This window comes from Microcoleus sp. N3A4, assembly GCF_036701805.1.
GTDB lineage: Bacteria > Cyanobacteriota > Cyanobacteriia > Cyanobacteriales > Microcoleaceae > Microcoleus.
The window spans coordinates 24,219-44,391 of the sequence record NZ_JAUBRJ010000041.1 but is presented as its reverse complement, the minus strand read 5'-3'; the positions used below and the strand labels follow the sequence as shown (position 1 = coordinate 44,391).

Annotated in this window: 18 protein-coding genes; all 18 read left to right on the top strand. The window is 40.0% G+C overall.

The window, feature by feature from the left end; genetic code table 11:
• The first annotated feature begins 22 nt into the window (after window positions 1-22).
• The gene (locus QUA56_RS22165) at window positions 23-3,334 is read left to right on the top strand and encodes a CHAT domain-containing tetratricopeptide repeat protein (RefSeq protein WP_333361534.1); all 3,312 of its coding nucleotides are present in this window, start codon (window positions 23-25) and stop codon (window positions 3,332-3,334) included.
• A gap of 263 nt (window positions 3,335-3,597) precedes the next feature.
• Entirely contained in the window at window positions 3,598-4,896 is a 1,299-nt protein-coding gene (locus QUA56_RS22160) for a ParB N-terminal domain-containing protein (protein WP_333361532.1), read from the top strand.
• A 238-nt stretch (window positions 4,897-5,134) separates the two neighbouring features.
• Complete coding sequence (locus QUA56_RS22155) at window positions 5,135-5,311, top strand: hypothetical protein (RefSeq protein ID WP_333361530.1); 177 nt, start codon at window positions 5,135-5,137, stop codon at window positions 5,309-5,311.
• Between the two features lie 504 nt (window positions 5,312-5,815).
• On the top strand, window positions 5,816-7,294 hold the full coding sequence (locus QUA56_RS22150; protein WP_333361528.1) for a hypothetical protein: 1,479 nt from the start codon (window positions 5,816-5,818) through the stop codon (window positions 7,292-7,294).
• Between the two features lie 26 nt (window positions 7,295-7,320).
• Window positions 7,321-8,895, top strand: coding sequence for a DUF1822 family protein (locus tag QUA56_RS22145; RefSeq protein ID WP_333361525.1), 1,575 nt, complete (start codon window positions 7,321-7,323; stop codon window positions 8,893-8,895).
• 362 nt (window positions 8,896-9,257) lie between these two features.
• Entirely contained in the window at window positions 9,258-11,225 is a 1,968-nt protein-coding gene (locus QUA56_RS22140; protein WP_333361523.1) for a tetratricopeptide repeat protein, read from the top strand.
• Between the two features lie 13 nt (window positions 11,226-11,238).
• Entirely contained in the window at window positions 11,239-11,553 is a 315-nt protein-coding gene (locus QUA56_RS22135; RefSeq protein WP_333361521.1) for a hypothetical protein, read from the top strand.
• A 26-nt stretch (window positions 11,554-11,579) separates the two neighbouring features.
• Window positions 11,580-11,948 (top strand): hypothetical protein, encoded by a 369-nt coding sequence (locus tag QUA56_RS22130; RefSeq protein WP_333361519.1) that lies wholly within the window; start codon window positions 11,580-11,582, stop codon window positions 11,946-11,948.
• 12 nt (window positions 11,949-11,960) lie between these two features.
• On the top strand, window positions 11,961-12,287 hold the full coding sequence (locus QUA56_RS22125; RefSeq protein WP_333361517.1) for a hypothetical protein: 327 nt from the start codon (window positions 11,961-11,963) through the stop codon (window positions 12,285-12,287).
• Between the two features lie 33 nt (window positions 12,288-12,320).
• Window positions 12,321-12,659, top strand: coding sequence for a hypothetical protein (locus tag QUA56_RS22120; RefSeq protein WP_333361515.1), 339 nt, complete (start codon window positions 12,321-12,323; stop codon window positions 12,657-12,659).
• 32 nt (window positions 12,660-12,691) lie between these two features.
• Window positions 12,692-13,015 (top strand): hypothetical protein, encoded by a 324-nt coding sequence (locus tag QUA56_RS22115; RefSeq protein WP_333361513.1) that lies wholly within the window; start codon window positions 12,692-12,694, stop codon window positions 13,013-13,015.
• Between the two features lie 29 nt (window positions 13,016-13,044).
• Window positions 13,045-14,175, top strand: coding sequence for an ATP-binding protein (locus QUA56_RS22110; RefSeq protein ID WP_333361511.1), 1,131 nt, complete (start codon window positions 13,045-13,047; stop codon window positions 14,173-14,175).
• A 50-nt stretch (window positions 14,176-14,225) separates the two neighbouring features.
• A complete protein-coding gene (locus QUA56_RS22105; protein ID WP_333361509.1) occupies window positions 14,226-16,889 on the top strand; it encodes a helicase HerA domain-containing protein in 2,664 nt (887 codons plus the stop codon).
• Window positions 16,890-16,897: 8 nt separating this feature from the next.
• Window positions 16,898-17,770 (top strand): hypothetical protein, encoded by an 873-nt coding sequence (locus tag QUA56_RS22100; protein WP_333361507.1) that lies wholly within the window; start codon window positions 16,898-16,900, stop codon window positions 17,768-17,770.
• A 24-nt stretch (window positions 17,771-17,794) separates the two neighbouring features.
• Window positions 17,795-18,103 (top strand): hypothetical protein, encoded by a 309-nt coding sequence (locus QUA56_RS22095; protein WP_333361505.1) that lies wholly within the window; start codon window positions 17,795-17,797, stop codon window positions 18,101-18,103.
• A gap of 84 nt (window positions 18,104-18,187) precedes the next feature.
• Window positions 18,188-18,910, top strand: a complete 723-nt coding sequence (locus QUA56_RS22090; RefSeq protein ID WP_333361503.1) for a hypothetical protein — start codon at window positions 18,188-18,190, stop codon at window positions 18,908-18,910.
• Window positions 18,911-18,946: 36 nt separating this feature from the next.
• The gene (locus QUA56_RS22085) at window positions 18,947-19,762 is read left to right on the top strand and encodes a multinuclear nonheme iron-dependent oxidase (protein WP_333361500.1); all 816 of its coding nucleotides are present in this window, start codon (window positions 18,947-18,949) and stop codon (window positions 19,760-19,762) included.
• Complete coding sequence (locus tag QUA56_RS22080) at window positions 19,762-20,154, top strand: hypothetical protein (protein WP_333361498.1); 393 nt, start codon at window positions 19,762-19,764, stop codon at window positions 20,152-20,154. The genes QUA56_RS22085 and QUA56_RS22080 overlap by 1 nt, the downstream gene beginning before the upstream one ends.
• The last annotated feature ends 19 nt before the right edge of the window (window positions 20,155-20,173 follow it).

Genomic DNA, 20,173 nt, shown 5'->3' with positions numbered 1-20,173 from the left:
TCTTTTTCAACAGGCTTTAGAGATGAGGCAACGTCTGTTTAACGGCGATCATCCTGATGTGGCTGCTAGCTTAAATAGTCTAGCTGTACTCTACTATTGTCAAGGGAAATACAGAAAAGCTGAACCTCTTTTTCAACAGGCTTTAGAGATGAGGCAACGTCTGTTTAACGGCGATCATCCTGATGTGGCTGCTAGCTTAAATAATCTAGCCGGACTCTACCTTTCGCAAGGGAAATACAGGGAAGCTGAAATTCTTTATCAACAGGCTTTAGGGATGAATCAACGTCAGGCTTTAGGGATCTGGCAACGTCTGTTTAAGGGTGGTCGCGATCATCTGGCTATTAGCTTAAATAATCTAGCTAGACTCTATGATATTCAAGGGAAATACAGAGAAGCTGAACCTTTTTATCAACAGGCTTTAGGGATATTGCAAAGTTTGGTTAAAGGCGATCATCCTGATTTAGCTACGAGCTTAAATAATCTGGCTAATCTCTACCTTTCTCAAGGGAAATACAGGGAAGCTGAAGATATTTTTCAACAGGCTTTAGAGATGAATCAACGTCTGTTTAGCGGCGATCATCCTAATGTAGCTACTAGCTTAAATAATTTAGCTGGACTCTATGATAATCAAGGGAAATACAGGGAAGCTGAACCTCTTTTTCAACAGGTTTTAGAGATGAGGCAACGTCTGTTTAGCGGCGATCATTCTGATGTGGCTGCTAGCTTAAATAATTTAGCTGGACTCTATTATATTCAAGGGAAATACAGGAAAACTGAACCTCTTCTTCAACAGGCTTTAGAGATGAATCAACGTCTGTTTAATGGCGATCATCCTGATATAGCTAATAGCTTAAATAATTTAGCAGAACTCTATTATATTCAAGGGAAATACAGGAAAACTGAACCTCTTTTTCAACAGGCTTTAGAGATGAATCAACGTCTGTTTAACAGCGATCATCCTGGTATAGCTAATAGCTTAAATAATCTAGCTCTACTCTACAAAAAACAAGGGAAATACAGGGAAGCTGAAAATCTTTTTCAACAGGTTTTAGAGATGAGGCAACGTCTGTTTAACAGCGATCATCCTGATATAGCTAATAGCTTAAATAGTCTAGCTCTACTCTACAAAAAACAAGGGAAATACAGGGAAGCTGAACCTCTTTTTATACAAGCTTTAGCGATAAAAAAACGTCTATTTAATGGCGATCATCAGGATGTAGCTATTAGCTTAAGTAATCTAGCTGTACTCTACTGTTATCAAGGGAAATACAGGGAAGCTGAACCTCTTTTTCAACAGGCTTTAGAGATGAGGCAACGTCTGTTTAATGGCGATCATCTTGATATAGCTACTAGCTTAAATAATCTAGCTACCCTCTATGCTGTTACTAATCGCCATCAACAAGCCCTAGAATTATTTAAAGAAGCTACAGAAATAGAACATAGCTTGATGAGTCAAGAGTTTGTAGGGAGTTCAGAAAATGATAGAATCCTTTTCTTAGATAGCATTAGAGTCACACAATATGCTTTACTTTCCCTCATCTATCAATACTTTTATCCCCTAGAAGAATCAGAGGAAAAATCACAAGCGATTCATACTGCATTTGATTTAGTGTTAAAACGTAAAGCTTTAAGTAATGCGGCTAGTGCGGCTTTCAATACAGCAATGTATAGCGATCGCTATCCTCACTTAAAAGACTCCTTTGAAAGATGGCGATCGCGCTGGCAACAAATTATTAACTTGCAATTTTCCCTTTATTTACCTAAAAATTTACCCCGTCTCGAAGCTAATAAAAAAATTCTGAGTGAATTACACATTGAAGTCGAAGATTTAGAAAAAAATATCACAGTGCCAGAACTTTGCCTTGAAAATCAATTAGTCGATCGCAAAGCTATTGCTTTAGAATTACCAGAAAATAGTACCTTAATTGAATTTGTTTATTTTCCCGTCTTTGACTTTACCACCAACCAATATCAAAACCCCCGTTATCTTGCCTTTATCTTACCTGCACAACAACCAGAAAAAGTTCAGATGATTGACTTAGGAAAAGCGGATAAAATTGATGATTTAATCGGAAAAGTGCGTCAAGCGGTTTCCCAAATCAATCTAGAAAATATGGGGATCTCTACCAAAACCTGGAAATCAGAAAAAGCTGAATCAGAAAATCATTTTTTTGAATTAACTAACACAATTTTTAAACCCCTACAAAACCACTTGCAAGGTCAAGAATTATTCATCTGTCCCGATGGTGCATTAACCCTAATTCCCTTTGAAATTTTACCCTTAGATCCCCAAAATAATCAATTACTGATTGAGCAATACCAAATTACCTATTTAACGGCGGGTCGGGATTTATTACGCTATAAATATCAGCCGAAAAATTGCTGCGCTTCAGAATCTTTAGTAATTGCCGACCCAAATTTTGATTTATCTATAAATCAAGCCATAGCAATTCCCCCAATCTCTGTTAAAAAAGAGGGGTTATCTCTTAACTTTAATACCGTGACAAATGAAATCATTGAAACTTTGGGAAAAGAAGATAGCAAACCCTTTTCCCCTGTTCCCATGACACAAGAAATAGCTGAAGTTGCTGCTTCTCAATTTAAGGTCAACCCTTTGTTACAAAATGATGCCTTAAAAAATTATTTAGCAAATGGTAAATGCCCTCAAAAATTAGTTATTGCAACTCATGGTTTCTTTTTACCCCAAAATGCTCCCCCCCAACCCGACTTCTTGACAAGAGCAGAGTTTATTCAAGCAGGCTTTCATTTTCGTCAAATTCAAACCATAGAAAACCCCTTATTGCGTTCAGGATTAGCATTAGCAGGGGCAAATACTTGGCTTTTAGGTGGAGAAATACACCCAGAAGCAGGAGAAGGGATTATTTTTGCCCAAGACGTAGCTGGCTTTGATTTATGGGCGAATGAATTAATCATTTTAATTGCCTGTGAAACCGCAGTGGGTGATGTAAAAATTGGGGAAGGGGTGAAAGGCTTACGCAGTGCTTTTACAGCGGCCGGAGCCCGACTTTTAATTATGAGTTTGTGGTCTGTTCCTGCTCAAGTTTCGATTTTATTAATGAATCGCTTTTTTGTCAATTATCAGGAAAAAAACTTACGCTGCCAACAAGCTTTACAAGAGGCACAAAACTATATTAGGACGCTGACAAGGAAAGAGTTAGAATCTTTACCAAATGGTCAAAAAATTATACAAGAAATTCGATCAACCTTGCGGGAAAAATCACCTCAATTAGTTGAACAATGGGAATTACAAAATAATCCTTTACAAGCGCGTTATTTTTGGGGCGCGTGGGTTTGTGTAGGAAGGGAGTTTTAACTTATATTCTGCATAACTTATATTCTGCATTATTTATCAACTTGATTATACCAAGTTGATAGGAGCGAATTGCTAGTTTAAGAAATATGCTATTCTTAAGAATGTAAAGACAGCGAACCTTTTGACAGTGAAGGCGACCTGCCGATACAGCCCGCGCCGCCCCGACAGAAAATAACCCCAGCTTTCTGTTAGGAAACCTTATTGGTTTTAGCAGGCAAAGGTACAAAGCCCCAATCCCCAAATAAACAACCAGGGCTATCCAAATGAATAAAAATGAAACTGTGTCGCTCTCAGTCAGCGACGCGATTCAGCATATTGGTCTTGACCAACTCAAGCCTCACCCTCGCAATGAGGAAATTTACGGGTGCACCGAAAGTATTGCTGACCTGGTAGAGTTGATCCAACTCAAAGGCTACGTCCAACCGCTGACCGTCAAAACAGATGGTACGATCGTCAGCGGCCATCGGCGGTGGAGGGCGCTAGCAGCGCTGGGCTGGAAGTTTGTCCCAGTTATTGTCTGCCACTTCCAGACTGAAGATGACGAGCTGTTTGTCTTGGTAGCAGAAAACCGCCACCGCCACCAAAGTCCTGTACAGAGAATTCGGGAAGGAATTGTCGTGGAGCCTATAGCTAGAGAGCACAGGAACAGACACGCTGCTAAGAAAGCTCGCCACCAAGCTGCTGAGTCAGCAGAGCCGCCGTCGGACAACCAGCAACCGCTGATGGAAAATTTTCCATTGAACCCGATCGACTTAGGTCTGACTCCAAGGGAAATGGAACTGACGGAAAATATCGTGGCGGCTATAGTCGGCTTGGGGTGCGGCAGGAACTACAGGAAAGGGCGCATTGCCGTCAAAGCTGCCGACGAGCTCAAGAGAGACAGCCCCGAATTGGCTGCAAAGTGGTTGGACATTATTAATGACCACAGCATAGATGTAGGGTATCAACTTGCGAAGATGCAGGAGGACAAGCGAGTAAGGGCGTTGGCTGCGATCTCGTCGGGAGCAGCGAAAACCCCGAAACAAGCTAAAGCTCTGATTAAGGGTGCTTTGAGAAAATCTTCCGCCTCGAAGAAAACCGAGGGCAGCATTAGTAGCGAGCCGGTTCAAGAAAGCGATTGCGGTGGAGAATGTAAAACTTGCACTCCTTGCGAACCAATTACGGGTGAGGGAGTCAAAACGCGCTTTGGTCCAGACAGCGCGGGGGCATGGGTTATTGTCAAAATCCCTTTTATTCCTACTGAAAAAATAGCGGAAAGGAAGTGGAATGGATTTTGGGGCCGGATTGTGGAGGTTGGAGCGACTTTGAAAGTCGATATGGGTTCAGAGGTGGTATCGCTCCTTCAATCAGATGTGGTGGCGATATTGAACCCAACGCCGAGTTTTTGCTCAATAGCTGAGCGAATTCTTAGGCTGCAAAGCTTCGGCACGGTGTACGAGTTTGGGAAAATCGTCTTGAACAGGATGCAGAGAAAAGTGGTTTGGGATGCTGCAGCGCTAGCTTATCTGGATGCTGTGGAACAGGTGGAATTGGCGCGGCGGGCGATCGAGCAGGCTTTATAATGAGGCTCTCGTTTACTGGCACTAACCGCTTCGCTAACTGTTAGAAGTTAGGGAGCGGTTGTATTTTTGTCGGCGCGTGATTATCGAAATCTCAGCTAGTCACTATCAAGAAGAATGTCATATACAGATCCAACATAAAACTCTTCAACTTCATAGGCTGCGTACATACCTACGCCATCTCGCTCCACAGCGTCAGTTTGATAGTGCTCGCACCCACCAACTACTTTTAACCACACCTGTGGATAGCGCGAACGAGCTGCCGATACTACTGCTAGGTGTGAAGTGCAAGCCAGGGGCGGTCAAGTTTTTTTTGGTGGTTGCTGGTGTGGGTGAGGAGGAAAAGCGGATGGTGCATTATGCCAGGGAGCAGTTCCCGAAAGCTAAAGTTGCTGGAGCAGAGGTAGAGCAGAGGTAGAGCAGGGTTGGAAGGAGAAGTTTCGGATTTGGCGACAGCAGTAGGCCACAGCAACAGTGCCAGTCTCAGGGCGATCGGCAAATAAATATTTGAGATGTTGCATAAATTTTGAAACCTGACCCGATATATCGGAGGAAGAGAACAGTGTTTATTGAGAGGTTCTTATGACCTGATAGAGCCGAGAGCATATCATATCGAGGATACTACTGCCCAGGAGCGTGGCATCCCATAGCTACAAGCAGGGTTGTTTCAGATCCACAAGCATTGCGAGCCCGTATATTAACCAAACTCTACGGTCTGGAGCTATGCTTTCATCAACGATGCTATCCATGTTGCTATTGAACCCCTGGGCACAAGTCTAACAATTGAGCAACAAGCTTTAGCGGAGTGTTTTAGTCGAGGGAGTTTACCGAAGAAAAGGACATGAGAAGATTTACGATACGATTCCGAGGTTGGCAAGATGATAGGGGAAATAAGACACCTCGTTGGTGTCAAGATTCAGAATTGGCAGCTAACATTAGCGCCTGGATTCAGTTCCACCCAGATGCTGATGAGGAAAATTTTGCTCGATTTTGCTTGGATGATTTGATAGATAACTTATACCAATTTCAAAAACTATTGCTACAAACGGGAGTGTTGGGTAACACGAGGCTTGAATTCAACCTACTGGTGCTACTGTTGCCTAACTTTTTAAAAAAATTGGTATTAAATTCCTTAGCAGCTAGGCATTTGTCAGCCTTGTTAGAAAAAATTGGCTACGAAAAATCAGAGGAAATTCATAATAATTTAAAATATCACCAGAATAATAGTGTGAAATTACCGCCTGAAGATTCCTTCGATCAAATTTTTCAATATGCCTGGTTAGAGGCTGCAAACCCACTAAATTTTTTCATAAATTTTAAAGAACAGGAAGCTTCCCTAATTGGATATGCGGGCTCAAAAATGAAGGGAAAGATGAAAGATCAAATTTTTGGCAAAAAATACCTATCTACCACATATACTGGCTACGGCTTGTTGCGTAAGTTAGGAGAGGGAAAAAGGAAACGAAAAAAAGTTCTTGAATTACAAGGATACCAAAAGCCCAGACTATCTAATTTACTCCTTACTTGGGAATGCTTTTATCAAATTTGTACTCCTAACCGTCAGGGCAAGATTGATCCAACAATGGAACATTGGCAAGCAATCGCCCGTCAATACAACCAGTTACAAAAAGAACCTAATTCAAGTGTTAACTGGCAGACTATCAAAGACTGGATCGATGGCTGTTGCATTCCAGCCACAAAAAGCTATCTAGCTCCCCAGTCTATTGCTATTGATATCAAGAATCCGGAAACAGGTGAGGGTATAGATATTGCCGATCCATCGCCCTCTCCGGTTGAGTCTTTTGAACAAGAAGAGACAAACGAAATAGTTAGGCAATTCACAACTGAATTTAATCTTTCCCACTTTATAGAAACACTCAAATATGAAGATAAAAAATTGCTATTGCTTAGGTATGGGTTTGAATTAAGACAAGTTGATGTGGCAGAAGAATTTAATTGGTACAAGCAAGATAAATCTGACAACACTCGTAAACCTGACAACTCTAAGGTTACGAGAGCAGAAGATAAAATTTTTAGATCACTGGCTAAAACAATATTAAACTGGATGATAACATCTCAAATACCGCGAAGGGAAGAAGCGGTTGTTATTGATTCAGACTGGTTAAAAAACATGAATATTAAATCGAGTTGTAACATTTTGATGAAAAAACATTTTTCCAGATTAGTCAAGCTTTTTAAAGAGGAAACGACGAACGCATTGAAACAGCAATTACCTGAATTGGAGGTCAATAACCAACTGACAGATAGGCAGCAATTCCTAAATAACTACGTTGTCAATCAAATTCAAACCAGCTTTAACATTACTCTCCAAGCAGACGGCTCTGTGGCAACCAAAATTTCCTCCCTTTTGGAGGATTTCTTGGAGATGCCCCAGCATTAATAATAAAAAAAACAAGAGGAAAGAAAATGAAATTTGGTTGTACAGAATTAACGGCGATCGATACCGAGCAAGTTTGGTTAATCTTTTCACCAGAAGACGAACAGCAAGCATGGCCACAAGACGGACAATACTCCTATGAAGCAGCCTATTGGAATGCTTACTTGAACCGACTCTGCTTGAATGCTTTTATGTCCTGGCTCAAGGAATATCTGGAGTTCACAGAGCCACTTGAAGTTTGGCCAAGTGAAGATGAATTTCCTAAGCTTTGGGAATTGGTAAATGGTACAGCAATTCAGTTAGGTGAAACACGCATTGTAGTGATTCCCAGCGAAGCGGTTGACATTGAAGAGTTTTGCGTCCAACAGGAATGGATTGATATACCTAGTTGGGTGGCGAACTATTATGTTTTAGTGCAGGTTAACCCAGATAATCGGTGGCTGCGGGTGTTGGGGTATGCTACCCATCAAATGCTGAAACAAAATGGAAAATACAACAAAATTACTCGTACTTACTCCTTGGAGAGAGAGGATTTAATTGAAGACCTGAATGTGATGTGGATGGCGCGGGAATTCTGTCGTGACGAAAAGGCAAAAGTAGAGCCACTGCCAAAGTTATCTTTAGTGGAAGTAAGAAAGTTAGTCGAGCAGTTGAAGCAGCCTTTTTGGTGTTCTCCTCGTCTAAGTGTCGAATTTAAAGAGTGGGGGGCGTTACTTGCAGACGAGCATTCAAGGCAAGAGCTATATAATTGTCTCCTGCGAGATAGAGCGGTAGTAGCTACGGAATCTATTACAACAACAGTTACAGCAGATATTGTACCAAGCAGTGAGTTAGTAAACTTAAGCCAATGGTTTCAGAGAAACTTTGAGAAGAGTTGGCGATCGATAGAAGAACTCTTGGGGCCTAGAGAATCCAATCTAGCTTTTGCTTTCAGAGGGAATCCCCGATTTAAAGAACCAACCTCAGAGCAAACACCAGCTATTCCGGCCTTGATTGAACTATTGCATGGGGAGCCTGATGAGGAAAAGCGTTTGAAAGCGGCTGAGTGCTTGGGGGCGATCGCTCCTGGCAATAAAGATGCTATTACTACCTTAATTGAGCTATTAAACACCAGTCACGATAAGTGGACTAAATACCAAGCTACGGAGAGTTTGGGGCGAATTGGCTTTGGTAATCCAGAGGCGATCGCCGCCCTTACTAAACTGTTGCATAGTAGCAAAGATGATGACCTGCGCTGGCAAGCCGCTTTGAGTTTGGGACAACTTGACCCTAGCCACCCCAAAGCAGGTGTTGGTAGGGGTCGCCACATCGACTTGGGAATGCAATTGGGAGGACATCCTGTGGCCTTGCTGGTTGCTATTGCAGGAGAAGAAGATGAGGAGGTTGGGGTTTTGCTGCGGGTGCGTCCCACTGGGGGTGAAATTTATCTGCCTGCGGGTCTTGAACTCATTGTGCTAGATGAATCAGGAGAGGTTTTCGAGCAAGCTCAGGCCAGAAGTGCTGATAACTGGATTCAACTACAGTTTAGTGTCGGAGTGGGCGATCGGTTTAGTGTCAAAGTGGTATTGGGGGATGCCAGTCACACAGAAGAGTTTGGAGTCTAACAAAAAAAATTTCTAGCAGACTTGCATATTTCTCTAAACCTAGCCCGATGTATAAGTAGCAGGCAAGCCAGATCAAAAATTATTCTAGCAGACTTGCATATTTTGGCAAACCTAACCCGATAGGTAAGTAACAGCCAAGTTGGTTGCTACTTACCACTAAGAGCCAAATCACCAAGCAAGGGAACTCTTAACAGGGAACCAATTACCCTAAATTAAAGTGAGGTAAACTCTTGAATTGTCGCAATTATTATGGTATTGATCTGGGGACAACTCACTGGCGCATTTTCCAGTTGAATGCGTCAGACAAATCTCAAGCTCCACAAGCTTTATCACTGACAATTTGCGATCCAGCGCGACACAGTTTGTCTGCTGCTTTATTGCTGGATGAAGGTAGCAAAATTTTAGCTTGTGGAGAAAGAGCCTATGAGGAAATAGCTCACCATGACTCGTCTATAGGCGTAAATTTATTAGATGCTTTTAAATTATGTTTGGGTAACACTCAAACGGTTGTAGCATCTGACCCGAATAGACGTTACACTCACCAAGAAGCATTAAGCCATACAGGAAAACTGCTCTCAAAAGTAGTAGAGCGACTCCAAGAGGAAAAACCCAACTGTTTAGCAACTAATAACCAGTTTATTTTTACTCACCCCGTACATTGGGGTAAGACAAAAAGTAATGGTGAAATTGAAGGAGAAATTCTCAAGGGTTTTGCTGTAACAATCAGAGATTGTTTTCCCGATCAATTGCAGGAAAATATCCATTTTGTCCCAGAACCAGAGGCGGCTTTGATTAGTTTAGTACAAACTAAACAATTACAAGAATTGGTAAAGGGATATACCCTGATTGTTGATATTGGTGGTGGCACTACCGATCTGGTAGCAGGACACTGGACATCGGGCGGTTTGCAGGATATTCGCTATTTCGGTGCAGCTTATGGGGGGAATCATTTCGATCGGCTAATTGCAGATACTATTGCTGATAGGTTTAATTTAGATGAATCACAGAAAATATCATTAGATAGACAGTTACGTTATTACGGTCGCAAGTTTAAGGAGAATCTGAGTCAACAAGCCCGAATTAATTATAATCAGCCTGTTAATTTGACTGTATTACTGGCTTTTCCTAAAGAAAAAAATGTTCTGCGTCAAGCGATTAGTTTAACTTGTGCAGAATTTGAGCAAATAGGGACTGAAGGCAAAAAATATTTGCAGCATTCTCTGTTAGCCTCTCTGGAAAAAATGCAGTTAACTCCTGAAAATATTGGTCAAATTATTCTAGTTGGTGGAGGAGCTAGATTATTTATCGTACCCAATATTTTGCGAGAAATGTTTGGTAACTCAGTTCCCATTATCTATGGAGATCCTCCAGAATCTACTGTCGCTAGAGGTGCAGCTTTATGGAGAATGAGAGAACACCTAAGCAATCTCCCTTCCCCATCTAGTCTTAAACCACAAGGAGAAGAATATGCAAAAATAGCCATAGCAAATTTGCGTCAGCAAAAATATCAGCAGGCTATAGAGGATTTTACGGAAATTATTCAGGAAAATCCTACAAATGTGCCAGCTTTTTTTAACCGAGGTCAAGCTCATTACCAAAAAGGAGATTATCAAAATGCAATTAACGATTGGAGTCAGGTGGTAACTATGAACCCTAATGATGCTTACGCTTCCTATCAACTTGGGGTGGCTTTGTTGCAACAAGAAGATTATCAGGCAGCAGTTATGAATTTTAATCAGGCTTTATCATTGAATCCTCAATTAGCAGATGCTTATTTGGAAAGAGGTATTGCCAAATATTACTTGGGTCAACAAGAGCAAGCAATTAAGGACTTTAACCAAGCTGTAAATATTAGTCCTGGAATAGTCCGAAATCGTTTGCAAGACCTGAAAAAACCGCTTAAAAATATAGCGTCATTTATTTTCAACCAGGCTGCGAAAAAAAGATTAGATGGGTTAGTACAAACTTTAGAAAACCTGCTAGGATATAAAGAACCAAAAACTGCAATTGATAGTTTGGTGGATCTTATTCAGGGAAAATTGCCGCAAGAACCGGAAGTGATTTCGGTAATGACATACAGGGAGGTAGTAGAATTTTTTGTGACCGAACGTCCAAGGTTTCCAGAAATACAAAAAGGAGCTATTTTGCGACAAAAACATCCTAAAAAACAAGGATTATTTGTTGTGTATCAAGTCTTTCTGGATGGAAAAAGCGAATTAGTTTGTCGTCAAGATAACGGCATTCCTTTTGGACGTAAAGTTTTGGTCAAGAATTTTGACGAAGAATTGTCAGATTCTTTCCAAAATAAAGATTTACTTATTTTTGAATAAAGGAGAAATTCAAATGGCAGATCCGGTAACTCTTTTCTTACTTTTGAAAACTGCTTTTGCAATTTGGGCTACAGTTACATTACTGCGAATCACTTTTAAACTAATTGTCAACTGGTTTCGAGAACGCAAAGCTCTCAAGCAACAGGATAAAAACAACATTGCTTTTACTATCAAAACTGAAATGGACAAAGGAAATTATGTTGTTTGTCAAGGGATTTTCAACACTGAGAGTGAGGTTATTCTTGATGGTCAAAAACTCCAGTCTAAGGAAATGGATCAAGAATTGATTAATGCTCATCAAAGTCAGCCTTTGGTAATTTATCAATAATTAACGATTAAGGAAGGATGTCTGCCATGTGGTTTCCAATCAAGTTATTTTTCGGTACTGGTACTTTAGGTGTTTTGTTGCTGGCAGTAATTGTTTTCGCTGCAACGCAGAATAAATCAACACAAAATTTAGAGGTTATTCCTTTAATGACCTATAAATCAGCTATCGAATACTTTTTGACTAATCGCCCTTCATCTCTTGCTGTTAAAAAGGCAGCAATGCTCAAGGAAGATCATCTTCAAGGGTATTTAGTATCACAGGTGTTCTTGGATGAAAACAACGAAATTGTTTGTCAGCCTAATGGTAGTCCCTATGGACGCAAAGCTATTGTACAAAGGTTCGATGAAGAACTGGCTGATGCTTTTCGGGGTAAAGATATGATCGTGATTACATAAAGGAGCAAAAACATGGTTGACCCAATCATTACACCAGCACTAATTGCCTTCGCTGCAACAGCATTTTTTATTTGTTTAGCAGTAGCAGTAGTTGCTGTAATCATATTTAAAATTATTCGCACTTGGTTTGAGAGTCGAAGGAAACTTGTAGAATCTGACAAAAATATTGTTGGTTTTACTCTTAAGGAAAAGTTGGAAGTTGGTGATTATGCAGTCTATCAGGGTATCTTTAACAGACAAGAAGGAGGAATATTAGATGGTCAAAAAATTCAAGGCAGGCAGATAGATCGAGAACTTGAAGAAATTCACCGAGATAAAGAGCTTGTAATCTATAGCTAATTCAAAATTGATGCAGGAGGTTTTATGCGCCCAGTGAAAACTAATGACCTAGCTATCCAAGAGATTATCTATTCTCTTGTGGCAATAGCCAAAATATTTTTTGATGCTGTTGTGGCAAATTTTACAAGGACGATTACTTTTCAGGAAGTCATCAAATGGTTTCACGATCATCAAAAATTGAAGTTGGCTAAAAAGGATAATCTTGCGTTTACACTGCTTAATACTACCGAAGACGGCCAATATGCTGTCTGTCAAGGTATTTTTAACCAGCGTCAAGGTGAAATTATTGCTGGCGAAAAACTTCAGGGACAAAAAATAGATCCAGAACTTTTAGCTGTTCATCAAGGTAAAATTTTGGCGATTTACGAGTAGAAAACTTATTCTGTTTAGAGGATTGACAGTTTATGTATGACTTGATCAAACTTTTAGGTTTGGCTGTAGTTGGTATTGGTGGTTTGATAGCCGTAGCGGCGGTTATTAACTACTTAACCTATAACCGATTGTTAAGTTGGTTTGAGCAACGAGAACCACTTTTGGAAGCAGACCGCGATCGCGTAGGAGTTTCAATAATGGAATATCTATCAAATGGCAATTATAGAATGGTCGCTGGAATTTTTGACACGGTAACAGAGGAGGTCATTGAGCAGGAAACTTTAGAAGCTCGAAATGTTGATGACCAAATTAAACAAGCTCATAAAGATGGTTATGTAATTTACACAATTAGTTAGCAGTTAAACTGAAAGGAGATTAAATCATCATGGCTAATTTAGTAATTCGGGGAATGCCTCAAGGGATATCTGAAACAACAGCAGCAGTCTGTCGTTCAAGGTTACTCAGAGATGTAGGAGATATGCTTACTGAAACTGGTCTGAAAGATGTGGAAATTACTGTTACTACATCTCCAAATAGTAATTCCTCACCTAAACAAGCAGGCAATAATCGTTCTGATAGTAATGAGGAGGGAAAAGAATTTTCTGTTGAAAAATTAGCTGAAAAATATGAGTCAGATCAGTCATTATACAAATTTGACCAATTAGTTGTCAGTGACGATCTGCGAGAAGAATTACTTTCAGCAATTGAATTAATTCGGGTTGAACCAAAAGTCTTTGATGAATGGGGGCTAAGAATTATTGAACCTTTCCCCCGCACTGCTCTTAATTTTCACGGAGCCCCCGGTACAGGTAAAACTCTGGCGGCTCATGCGATCGCTAATAAATTAGGTAAGAAGATTCTCTTAGCCAGCTACGCTGCAATTGAAAGTCCGCTTCTAGGAGTAGGAACTAAAAATTTAGAAGCCGTTTTTTATGCGGCTTCCCGTGACAATGCAGTTCTCTTTCTGGATGAAGCTGATTCTTTACTTTCCAAAAGAATCACCAGTGTTTCACAAGGTTCTGAACGGGCTGCTAATGCCATGTGTAGCCAATTACTTATTTGCTTAGAAAAGTTTCATGGAGTTGTAATTTTTGCTACTAATCTTGTCGAGAATTATGACAAAGCCTTTGAAACTAGAGTTCGACACATTCAGTTTCCTATGCCAAATACAGAAGCTAGAGCAGTTATTTGGAGAAAGCATTTGCCAGGAAAATTGCCTCTGGCTGCTAATGTTTCCATTGAAAAGCTTGCCGAAATAGAAGATGTTTGTGGCCGGGATATTAAGAATGCAGTGATTGACGCAGCTATAAGAACAGCACGGTATAACAAAGAGTGTGTTGAAATGCAGGAATTAGTAGAAGCCGTAAATCGAATCAAATCCGCGCGAATTTCTGTTTCGGGAAATAGTCGAAAACTCACTCCTGAAGAAGAAGCAAAAGTGAAAGAAAAATTAAAAGAAGCATTATCAAAACAGGAAAATGCTTCAAACCCAGAAAATAATGGTTCTTCAGAATAAAGTTGACGATATTTGTACTTTTGTGCAATTGCCAAAAAGGAATCAAACCGATGCCAGATCATAATGCCATACAATTAAGCACCACTCAACCTCCGTCTTCGGCTATTCAACAAGCCGATGAAATGTCTCTGTCACTGCTGTTTAGTTTAGGACGCTATTACTTAGATGCTCCGATTAGTCCTAACATCTGGAAGATTAATAAACCAACAACTCAATTAGAAGCACCAAATTTTCTCTTGCTAGAACAGGTAGGTAATCCTGTAGGTAGTGCTAACCAACAACCGTTAACAGCCCTGCAAACAGCCTTATCAGCTTGTCACGCACCCGGACAATATTCCCTAATTTTTATTGTCACCAGTGACGGAGTGCAAAACCGGATATATTTTGGGGTGCGTGGTCATAGTTCCACTAATAATTCATATCAATTTGTAGAAAACCTGGGAAATTTTCTCCAAGGAAATTGGCCAGGAACTAGGCTCAGACGATGCAATCATCAAGAATCACCACTTGTCACCAGTCTGCATAATATGGATTATGCTGTTGCGCTCACAGGTGTCCCGTCTCTCAAACCTGGGGATGGACAAGGCTACCCACAAACTTTAGATCGTCTCATGCGGGGAATGAGAGGGAAAAAGTTTGCGTATGTTGTCATTGCTGAACCTGTTAACAGAACCGAAGTTGATGAGGTAATTTATCAGTGTCGCAATTTACTAGGTTTGGTACATTCTCTAACTAAAATGAACCTTTCCTTAGCTGAGACAGAGGGAACCAGCGAAGGTACTAATACTGGGGGCGGCAAAGGTACAGGTATCAGTGGCATGGACACAGATTTTACCATGAGCTTATTACTAGGAGCAAACGGATTAGCACAGATTTTTCCTCCGGCTGGATTATTGGCAGCTTTTGCGTCAATGGGTTTACCTTTTTTAAGTTCCAAATTGGGGTGGCAAAAAACACAATCAAATAGTGAAAATACCAGTTGGGGTAATAGCTTCAGCAAGAATTTTAATCTCTCTCGCACCATCGGTCAAGAGCATATTAACGCCCACGCTCAAGCAGTAGAAGCTCAACTACAAAGATATACAACTCGTTTTGAACAGTCGGGGAATATGGGCTGTTGGAATGTAGGTACTTACTTACTAGCTCAAGACCCAATAACAGCCCAACAAGGGGCAACTCAATTAACATCTCTTTTGAATGGTGAAAAAAGTTGCTTTGAGCCAATGCGACTGCACGATCTTCATCCAGTTTGGGCAAATGGAGTGCAAACTGCTCTGAGCGACTTGAGACAACCAGAGATAGAAATATCTGTGGTTAATCCTCAACAGGGAAAAGATGTACAACATCCACTAGGAAATTTATTTAATGGCTTAACAACTCCTTTAAATACAGAAGAATTAGCATTATTAGTTAATCTTCCTCGTCAAGAAGTACCGGGAGTACGGGTAATGCCAACAGCTAGCTTTAGTCTGAATCCTCCTGTCACTTCAGATGCGGCGGAAATTCACTTAGGAGATTTATTAGATGGAGGAGAACCGACACCTTTAAAATATAAATTATCCTTGAAAAGTTTGACAAAGCATACTTTGGTAACAGGAATTAATGGGAGTGGAAAATCTACTACTTGTTTAAAAATGCTCCGCGAAATGCTAAGATTAAATATTCCTTTTTTAGTAATTGAACCTGCTAAGACTGAATATGTAGAATGGGCGATCGCGCACAATCAAAAATTACCCCCGGGCAGTCCTGACAGAATCACCATATATATGCCTGGTGAACATTCTGCTCAGAAAATGAAAGAATTAGATCCACTAATTCTCAATCCTTTTGATATCATTTGGTTAGGATCAGAAGAAATCCCCCAAGTTTTAGCTCATATAGATCGGTTAAAATCCATCTTTAATGCTTCCTTCCCCATGCAGGAAGTTTTACCAGTGTTATTGGAGGAAGTTCTGTTTGCTACTTATAGAAAACCTTTTGATTGGATGGCAGATCCTTTACCAGAATTTAATACACTCCGTCCGACTCTGACGCAAATGCTCGATAAAATTAGACCTGTAATTAAGGGAAAAGGTTATGAAGAAAAAATTGCTGATAACTTAATCGCGGCTTTAACTACACGAATTCAAAGTTTACGTCAAGGTTGGAAAAAAAAGTTATTTGACCAACCTCAATCAACCCCTTGGTCAAATTTATTCGATCGTCCGGCGGTCATCAACATTTCCTATCTAGGAGATGATGCAGACAAATCCTTCACAATGGCTTTAATTCTGCAATTTCTGTATGAATATCGACAAGCGCAACGAGATTCACCCAGTTTTAATCAAGCATCAGTAGGTTCATTATCTCATTTACTGATTATTGAAGAAGCACATAGAATCATGTTGCGTACAGGTCAAGCGACAATGGAACAAGCTAATCCTCAAGCTAAAGTCGCTGAAATGTTTTCTAATATTCTCTCAGAGATTAGAGCCTATGGACAAGGTTTATTAGTGGTCGATCAAATCCCATCTCGACTGATACCTGATGCGATTAAAAATACTAATTTAAAAATAGTACATCGCTTGGTAGCAGCCGACGATCGCCAAACTATGGGGGATTGTATGGGGTTAACTCCCGAACAATCTGCGATTATTAATCGTTTACGTCCCGGACAAGCGATCGCTTATGGTGACTTAGACGATGCTGCTGCTTGGATACAAGTGACAACATAGGAGGAAAAATGATCCGACCAAGAAATCTACTTAAAAACGCTGGCAAAGTTGCTTTAAAAGCAGGAAAAGTTACTGTATTTGCTTTACAAACTACAGGAGGCATTGCTTTAGAAGCAGGAAAAATTGGTGTGTCTGCTGTACAAACTACAGGAGGCATTGCTTTAGAAGCAGGAAAAATTGGTGTGTCTGTTTTACAAACTACAGGAGGCATTGCTTTAGAAGCAGGAAAAGTGGCTGTATCTGTTTTACAAACTCTTGATCAAACTGCCAAAACCTCAATTATTGCCAGCATTCCTCAAGAAATTAAACAGGCTATTAAGCAAGGTAAAATGCTAATTCCAAGACCCCTAATAAGAACGGCTTTGCGGGAATACCTTTTACAGCAAAAAGTAACGCTAGTTGATTTATCCCTAAAACAGAATCAGTGCTTAATTTTCGCGACGACAAAAAAGCGAGGAGCAACAGTTAAAATTAAAGTTGCTGTCGATATTGAAGAAATCGAAGTTAAGCAATCAGAACCCCAAGAAACGGAAGTAAACCCGCCAGAAATATACATCAAGTTAGTTGTTGTGGAACCCTTGAATATTTCTGGTGAGGGGTTTTGGGGAACCACTCTTGTGTGGATAGTCGAAAAAATTGGGCGCGGTATTTTGGGGATCGATCCTGTCCCTGAAAACCTTAGAGGTTTTCGGTTAGCCGGTAATATCATCAGCATACCTATTAAAGCGTTCAATCTTACCAAAGATCAACAAAATTACCTGAAATATGTAGAATATGTAAAAGAGGTAAGATTTGTTGATAACGCTGTAGAGTTAACATTAACCACCCCTCATTGGGTGTTACAAATGTTGACAGAAGAAGAACAATCACCCTCTGTTTAATCTTGTCATTAATCAGGAAAAACCATGAAAACACTAAAAATTGTCAATTCTCAAAAACAACCAGTGGCCTCAATTGGTTGGGAGTCTCCTAATCAATTAACCGTTCAAGTCTTTGACTCCAAAAGTGAAACCGATCTCAATGCACTTCTGGGCCAAGCTAAACAAAGGGGGATTCCTTACCGTCTAGGTGGTCAACCTCAAGCCAATTTAATGGTAGATGAACAAATCATCATTGGCCCAGACCATGAGATGTTTTTGGAAGCTTTGTCACAAGCAATCGGCCAACTAAAATTTGGGGGGCAAAGAGTTTTTGGTTTAATTCAGCAAAACTAATGTTTGTCGGGACAATTTATGAATTACCCCGGCAACTTCAATAAAGTCTTCTAAAAAATTAACGCGATTGAGGAGCGAACAACCATGAGTAACTTAGAATCTTTTTCCCAAAAGCTTGAGACAACTGGCGAAGCAATTTCAACTGAAATCATTAATCAGACAGAGATTAGTAAATTTGAACTCAGTAATATAGCTGCGACTGAAGACATCGCTGACTATATTAGCGAAACTATACCCTTATCTCATTTAGAAAACTGTCCGGCTATTCGTTACGAAGCCATACCTAACGAACTCTATCCTAATGCTAAAGGCACTTTTGAACGGGATACCCATCAAATTTGTATTTGGGGCGAACATTTTGCTGGTCCGCAAGAACTCATTGCAACTCTGACTCATGAAGTTGGTCATAACGTGCATGAAAATATTATCGCTAACAATCCCGAACTTGCCCAAAAGTGGTCAGATTTACACCAAGAAAGTTTAGCAAATTATCAACAAGATGGTTTGGGATTTGTCACAGAATACTCACGCACAAACCAGTATGAGGATTTTGCTGATACTTACCTCACCTACATCGGCGACCCTGAAAAACTCCAATTCTATAACCCAGATAAGTATGAGTTTATGAAAGATTATGTGTTTGCTGGAGAGGAGTATCCACCCCGTTTATTGGGTGGTTACTACATTAAGGATGATGGAAGCTATGACTGGAATCTGTTTAATGAACAGGGTGAACCCAAGGTTCTGTTTTGTTGTGACAGTTACAATAATTATTGTAGCTATAATTCCAATGGTTGCAGTCCTTAGTTTTTCGATAAAAACACGGTTGAAAGAATTTTACTAATGACAATTAAACTAAGCTTAAGTGTCAACAATCTCACTGATTTTTCAATTTATGAAGAAGCCAGTCAGCCGCTAAGAAATAACGGTCAGTTACCTTTTGTAGAAATTCTCTGGGATAATTATTGTCACTTAGCACCTGATAAGATAGTTGAATATCTATCAACTTTTAGCGATCGCATTGCCTTTCATGTCATGTGGTCAAGATTTCTCGATCGCGATTCAGAACAATTTGAAGAATTTCTCCACCACCTCAAATCCCATGTAGATGTTATTAAACCTCTCTACATCTCCGACCATATTTGTACTTTTCATCAAGGCAATGTTTATGTCAAATCAGGATTAGAATTTAACTATGAAAATCCCGAATATGTTTGGCGGAGAATTGAACGCTATCAAAATTATATCGGACGACAAATTCTCCTAGAAAATTTTGCCTCTATGACATCAGCAGGTTACAAACAAATAGAGTTTTTTGAGACAATGGTAACTCAAACCGGATGTGGTATTTTCTTTGATATCTCTAATGCGAGAGTGGCAGAATACAATGGATTTACACCTTTAACAGATTGGATCGATTTATTAAAAGGAATGCCAGAACTACGCTGTCATGTCGGCGGCTATGAGTATAATTCGGATTTTAATTATTATCGAGATAGTCATGGTGACGATATATCAGCACAAACATTGGTAGATATTAAAAATGTGATAACTTGTTTAGACGTAAAAAGTATTTGTTATGAAAGAGAACATCACAAAATTAGTCATAAAATGGCTCAAGACTTGTATCAAATAGCTAGTTTACCGGGAGTTAATTAATGAGTGAATTACCAATATTAACAAACTTATCGCAACAATTATACATGGCAGATGTATCAGCAAGTTCTCCTCTACCAAAGCATTACATCTGGCAATCCCCTTTAATGTTGCCTGAAGATTTGAGTGATTTCAATGAATTGCATCAACGAGTTAAACAAGCTGGAATATTATGGTTGAAGAATGACGATTTACGTCCTTTTAATCGGCTGGTTATCGTCCATAAAACGGCGTGGATATCTTACATATTTCAACGCGCACAACTTCCCAATCAAGCACCAATAATAGCCGGACAGATACCACGTCGGTTAATTAGACAGGGTATTACAATACCACCATACCCTCTCATTTTTCAAGAGTCTATAGAACTATGGGACATAAGTAGAAGTAAATAGCAAACTAGACCACAAGTGC

Coding starts and splice junctions, on each gene's coding strand:
- QUA56_RS22165 (WP_333361534.1), top strand. CDS start 23: ATGAGGCAACGTCTGTTTAACGGCGATCATCCTGATGTGGCTGCTAGC.
- QUA56_RS22160 (WP_333361532.1), top strand. CDS start 3,598: ATGAATAAAAATGAAACTGTGTCGCTCTCAGTCAGCGACGCGATTCAG.
- QUA56_RS22145 (WP_333361525.1), top strand. CDS start 7,321: ATGAAATTTGGTTGTACAGAATTAACGGCGATCGATACCGAGCAAGTT.
- QUA56_RS22135 (WP_333361521.1), top strand. CDS start 11,239: ATGGCAGATCCGGTAACTCTTTTCTTACTTTTGAAAACTGCTTTTGCA.
- QUA56_RS22130 (WP_333361519.1), top strand. CDS start 11,580: ATGTGGTTTCCAATCAAGTTATTTTTCGGTACTGGTACTTTAGGTGTT.
- QUA56_RS22125 (WP_333361517.1), top strand. CDS start 11,961: ATGGTTGACCCAATCATTACACCAGCACTAATTGCCTTCGCTGCAACA.
- QUA56_RS22115 (WP_333361513.1), top strand. CDS start 12,692: ATGTATGACTTGATCAAACTTTTAGGTTTGGCTGTAGTTGGTATTGGT.
- QUA56_RS22110 (WP_333361511.1), top strand. CDS start 13,045: ATGGCTAATTTAGTAATTCGGGGAATGCCTCAAGGGATATCTGAAACA.
- QUA56_RS22105 (WP_333361509.1), top strand. CDS start 14,226: ATGCCAGATCATAATGCCATACAATTAAGCACCACTCAACCTCCGTCT.
- QUA56_RS22100 (WP_333361507.1), top strand. CDS start 16,898: ATGATCCGACCAAGAAATCTACTTAAAAACGCTGGCAAAGTTGCTTTA.
- QUA56_RS22095 (WP_333361505.1), top strand. CDS start 17,795: ATGAAAACACTAAAAATTGTCAATTCTCAAAAACAACCAGTGGCCTCA.
- QUA56_RS22090 (WP_333361503.1), top strand. CDS start 18,188: ATGAGTAACTTAGAATCTTTTTCCCAAAAGCTTGAGACAACTGGCGAA.
- QUA56_RS22085 (WP_333361500.1), top strand. CDS start 18,947: ATGACAATTAAACTAAGCTTAAGTGTCAACAATCTCACTGATTTTTCA.
- QUA56_RS22080 (WP_333361498.1), top strand. CDS start 19,762: ATGAGTGAATTACCAATATTAACAAACTTATCGCAACAATTATACATG.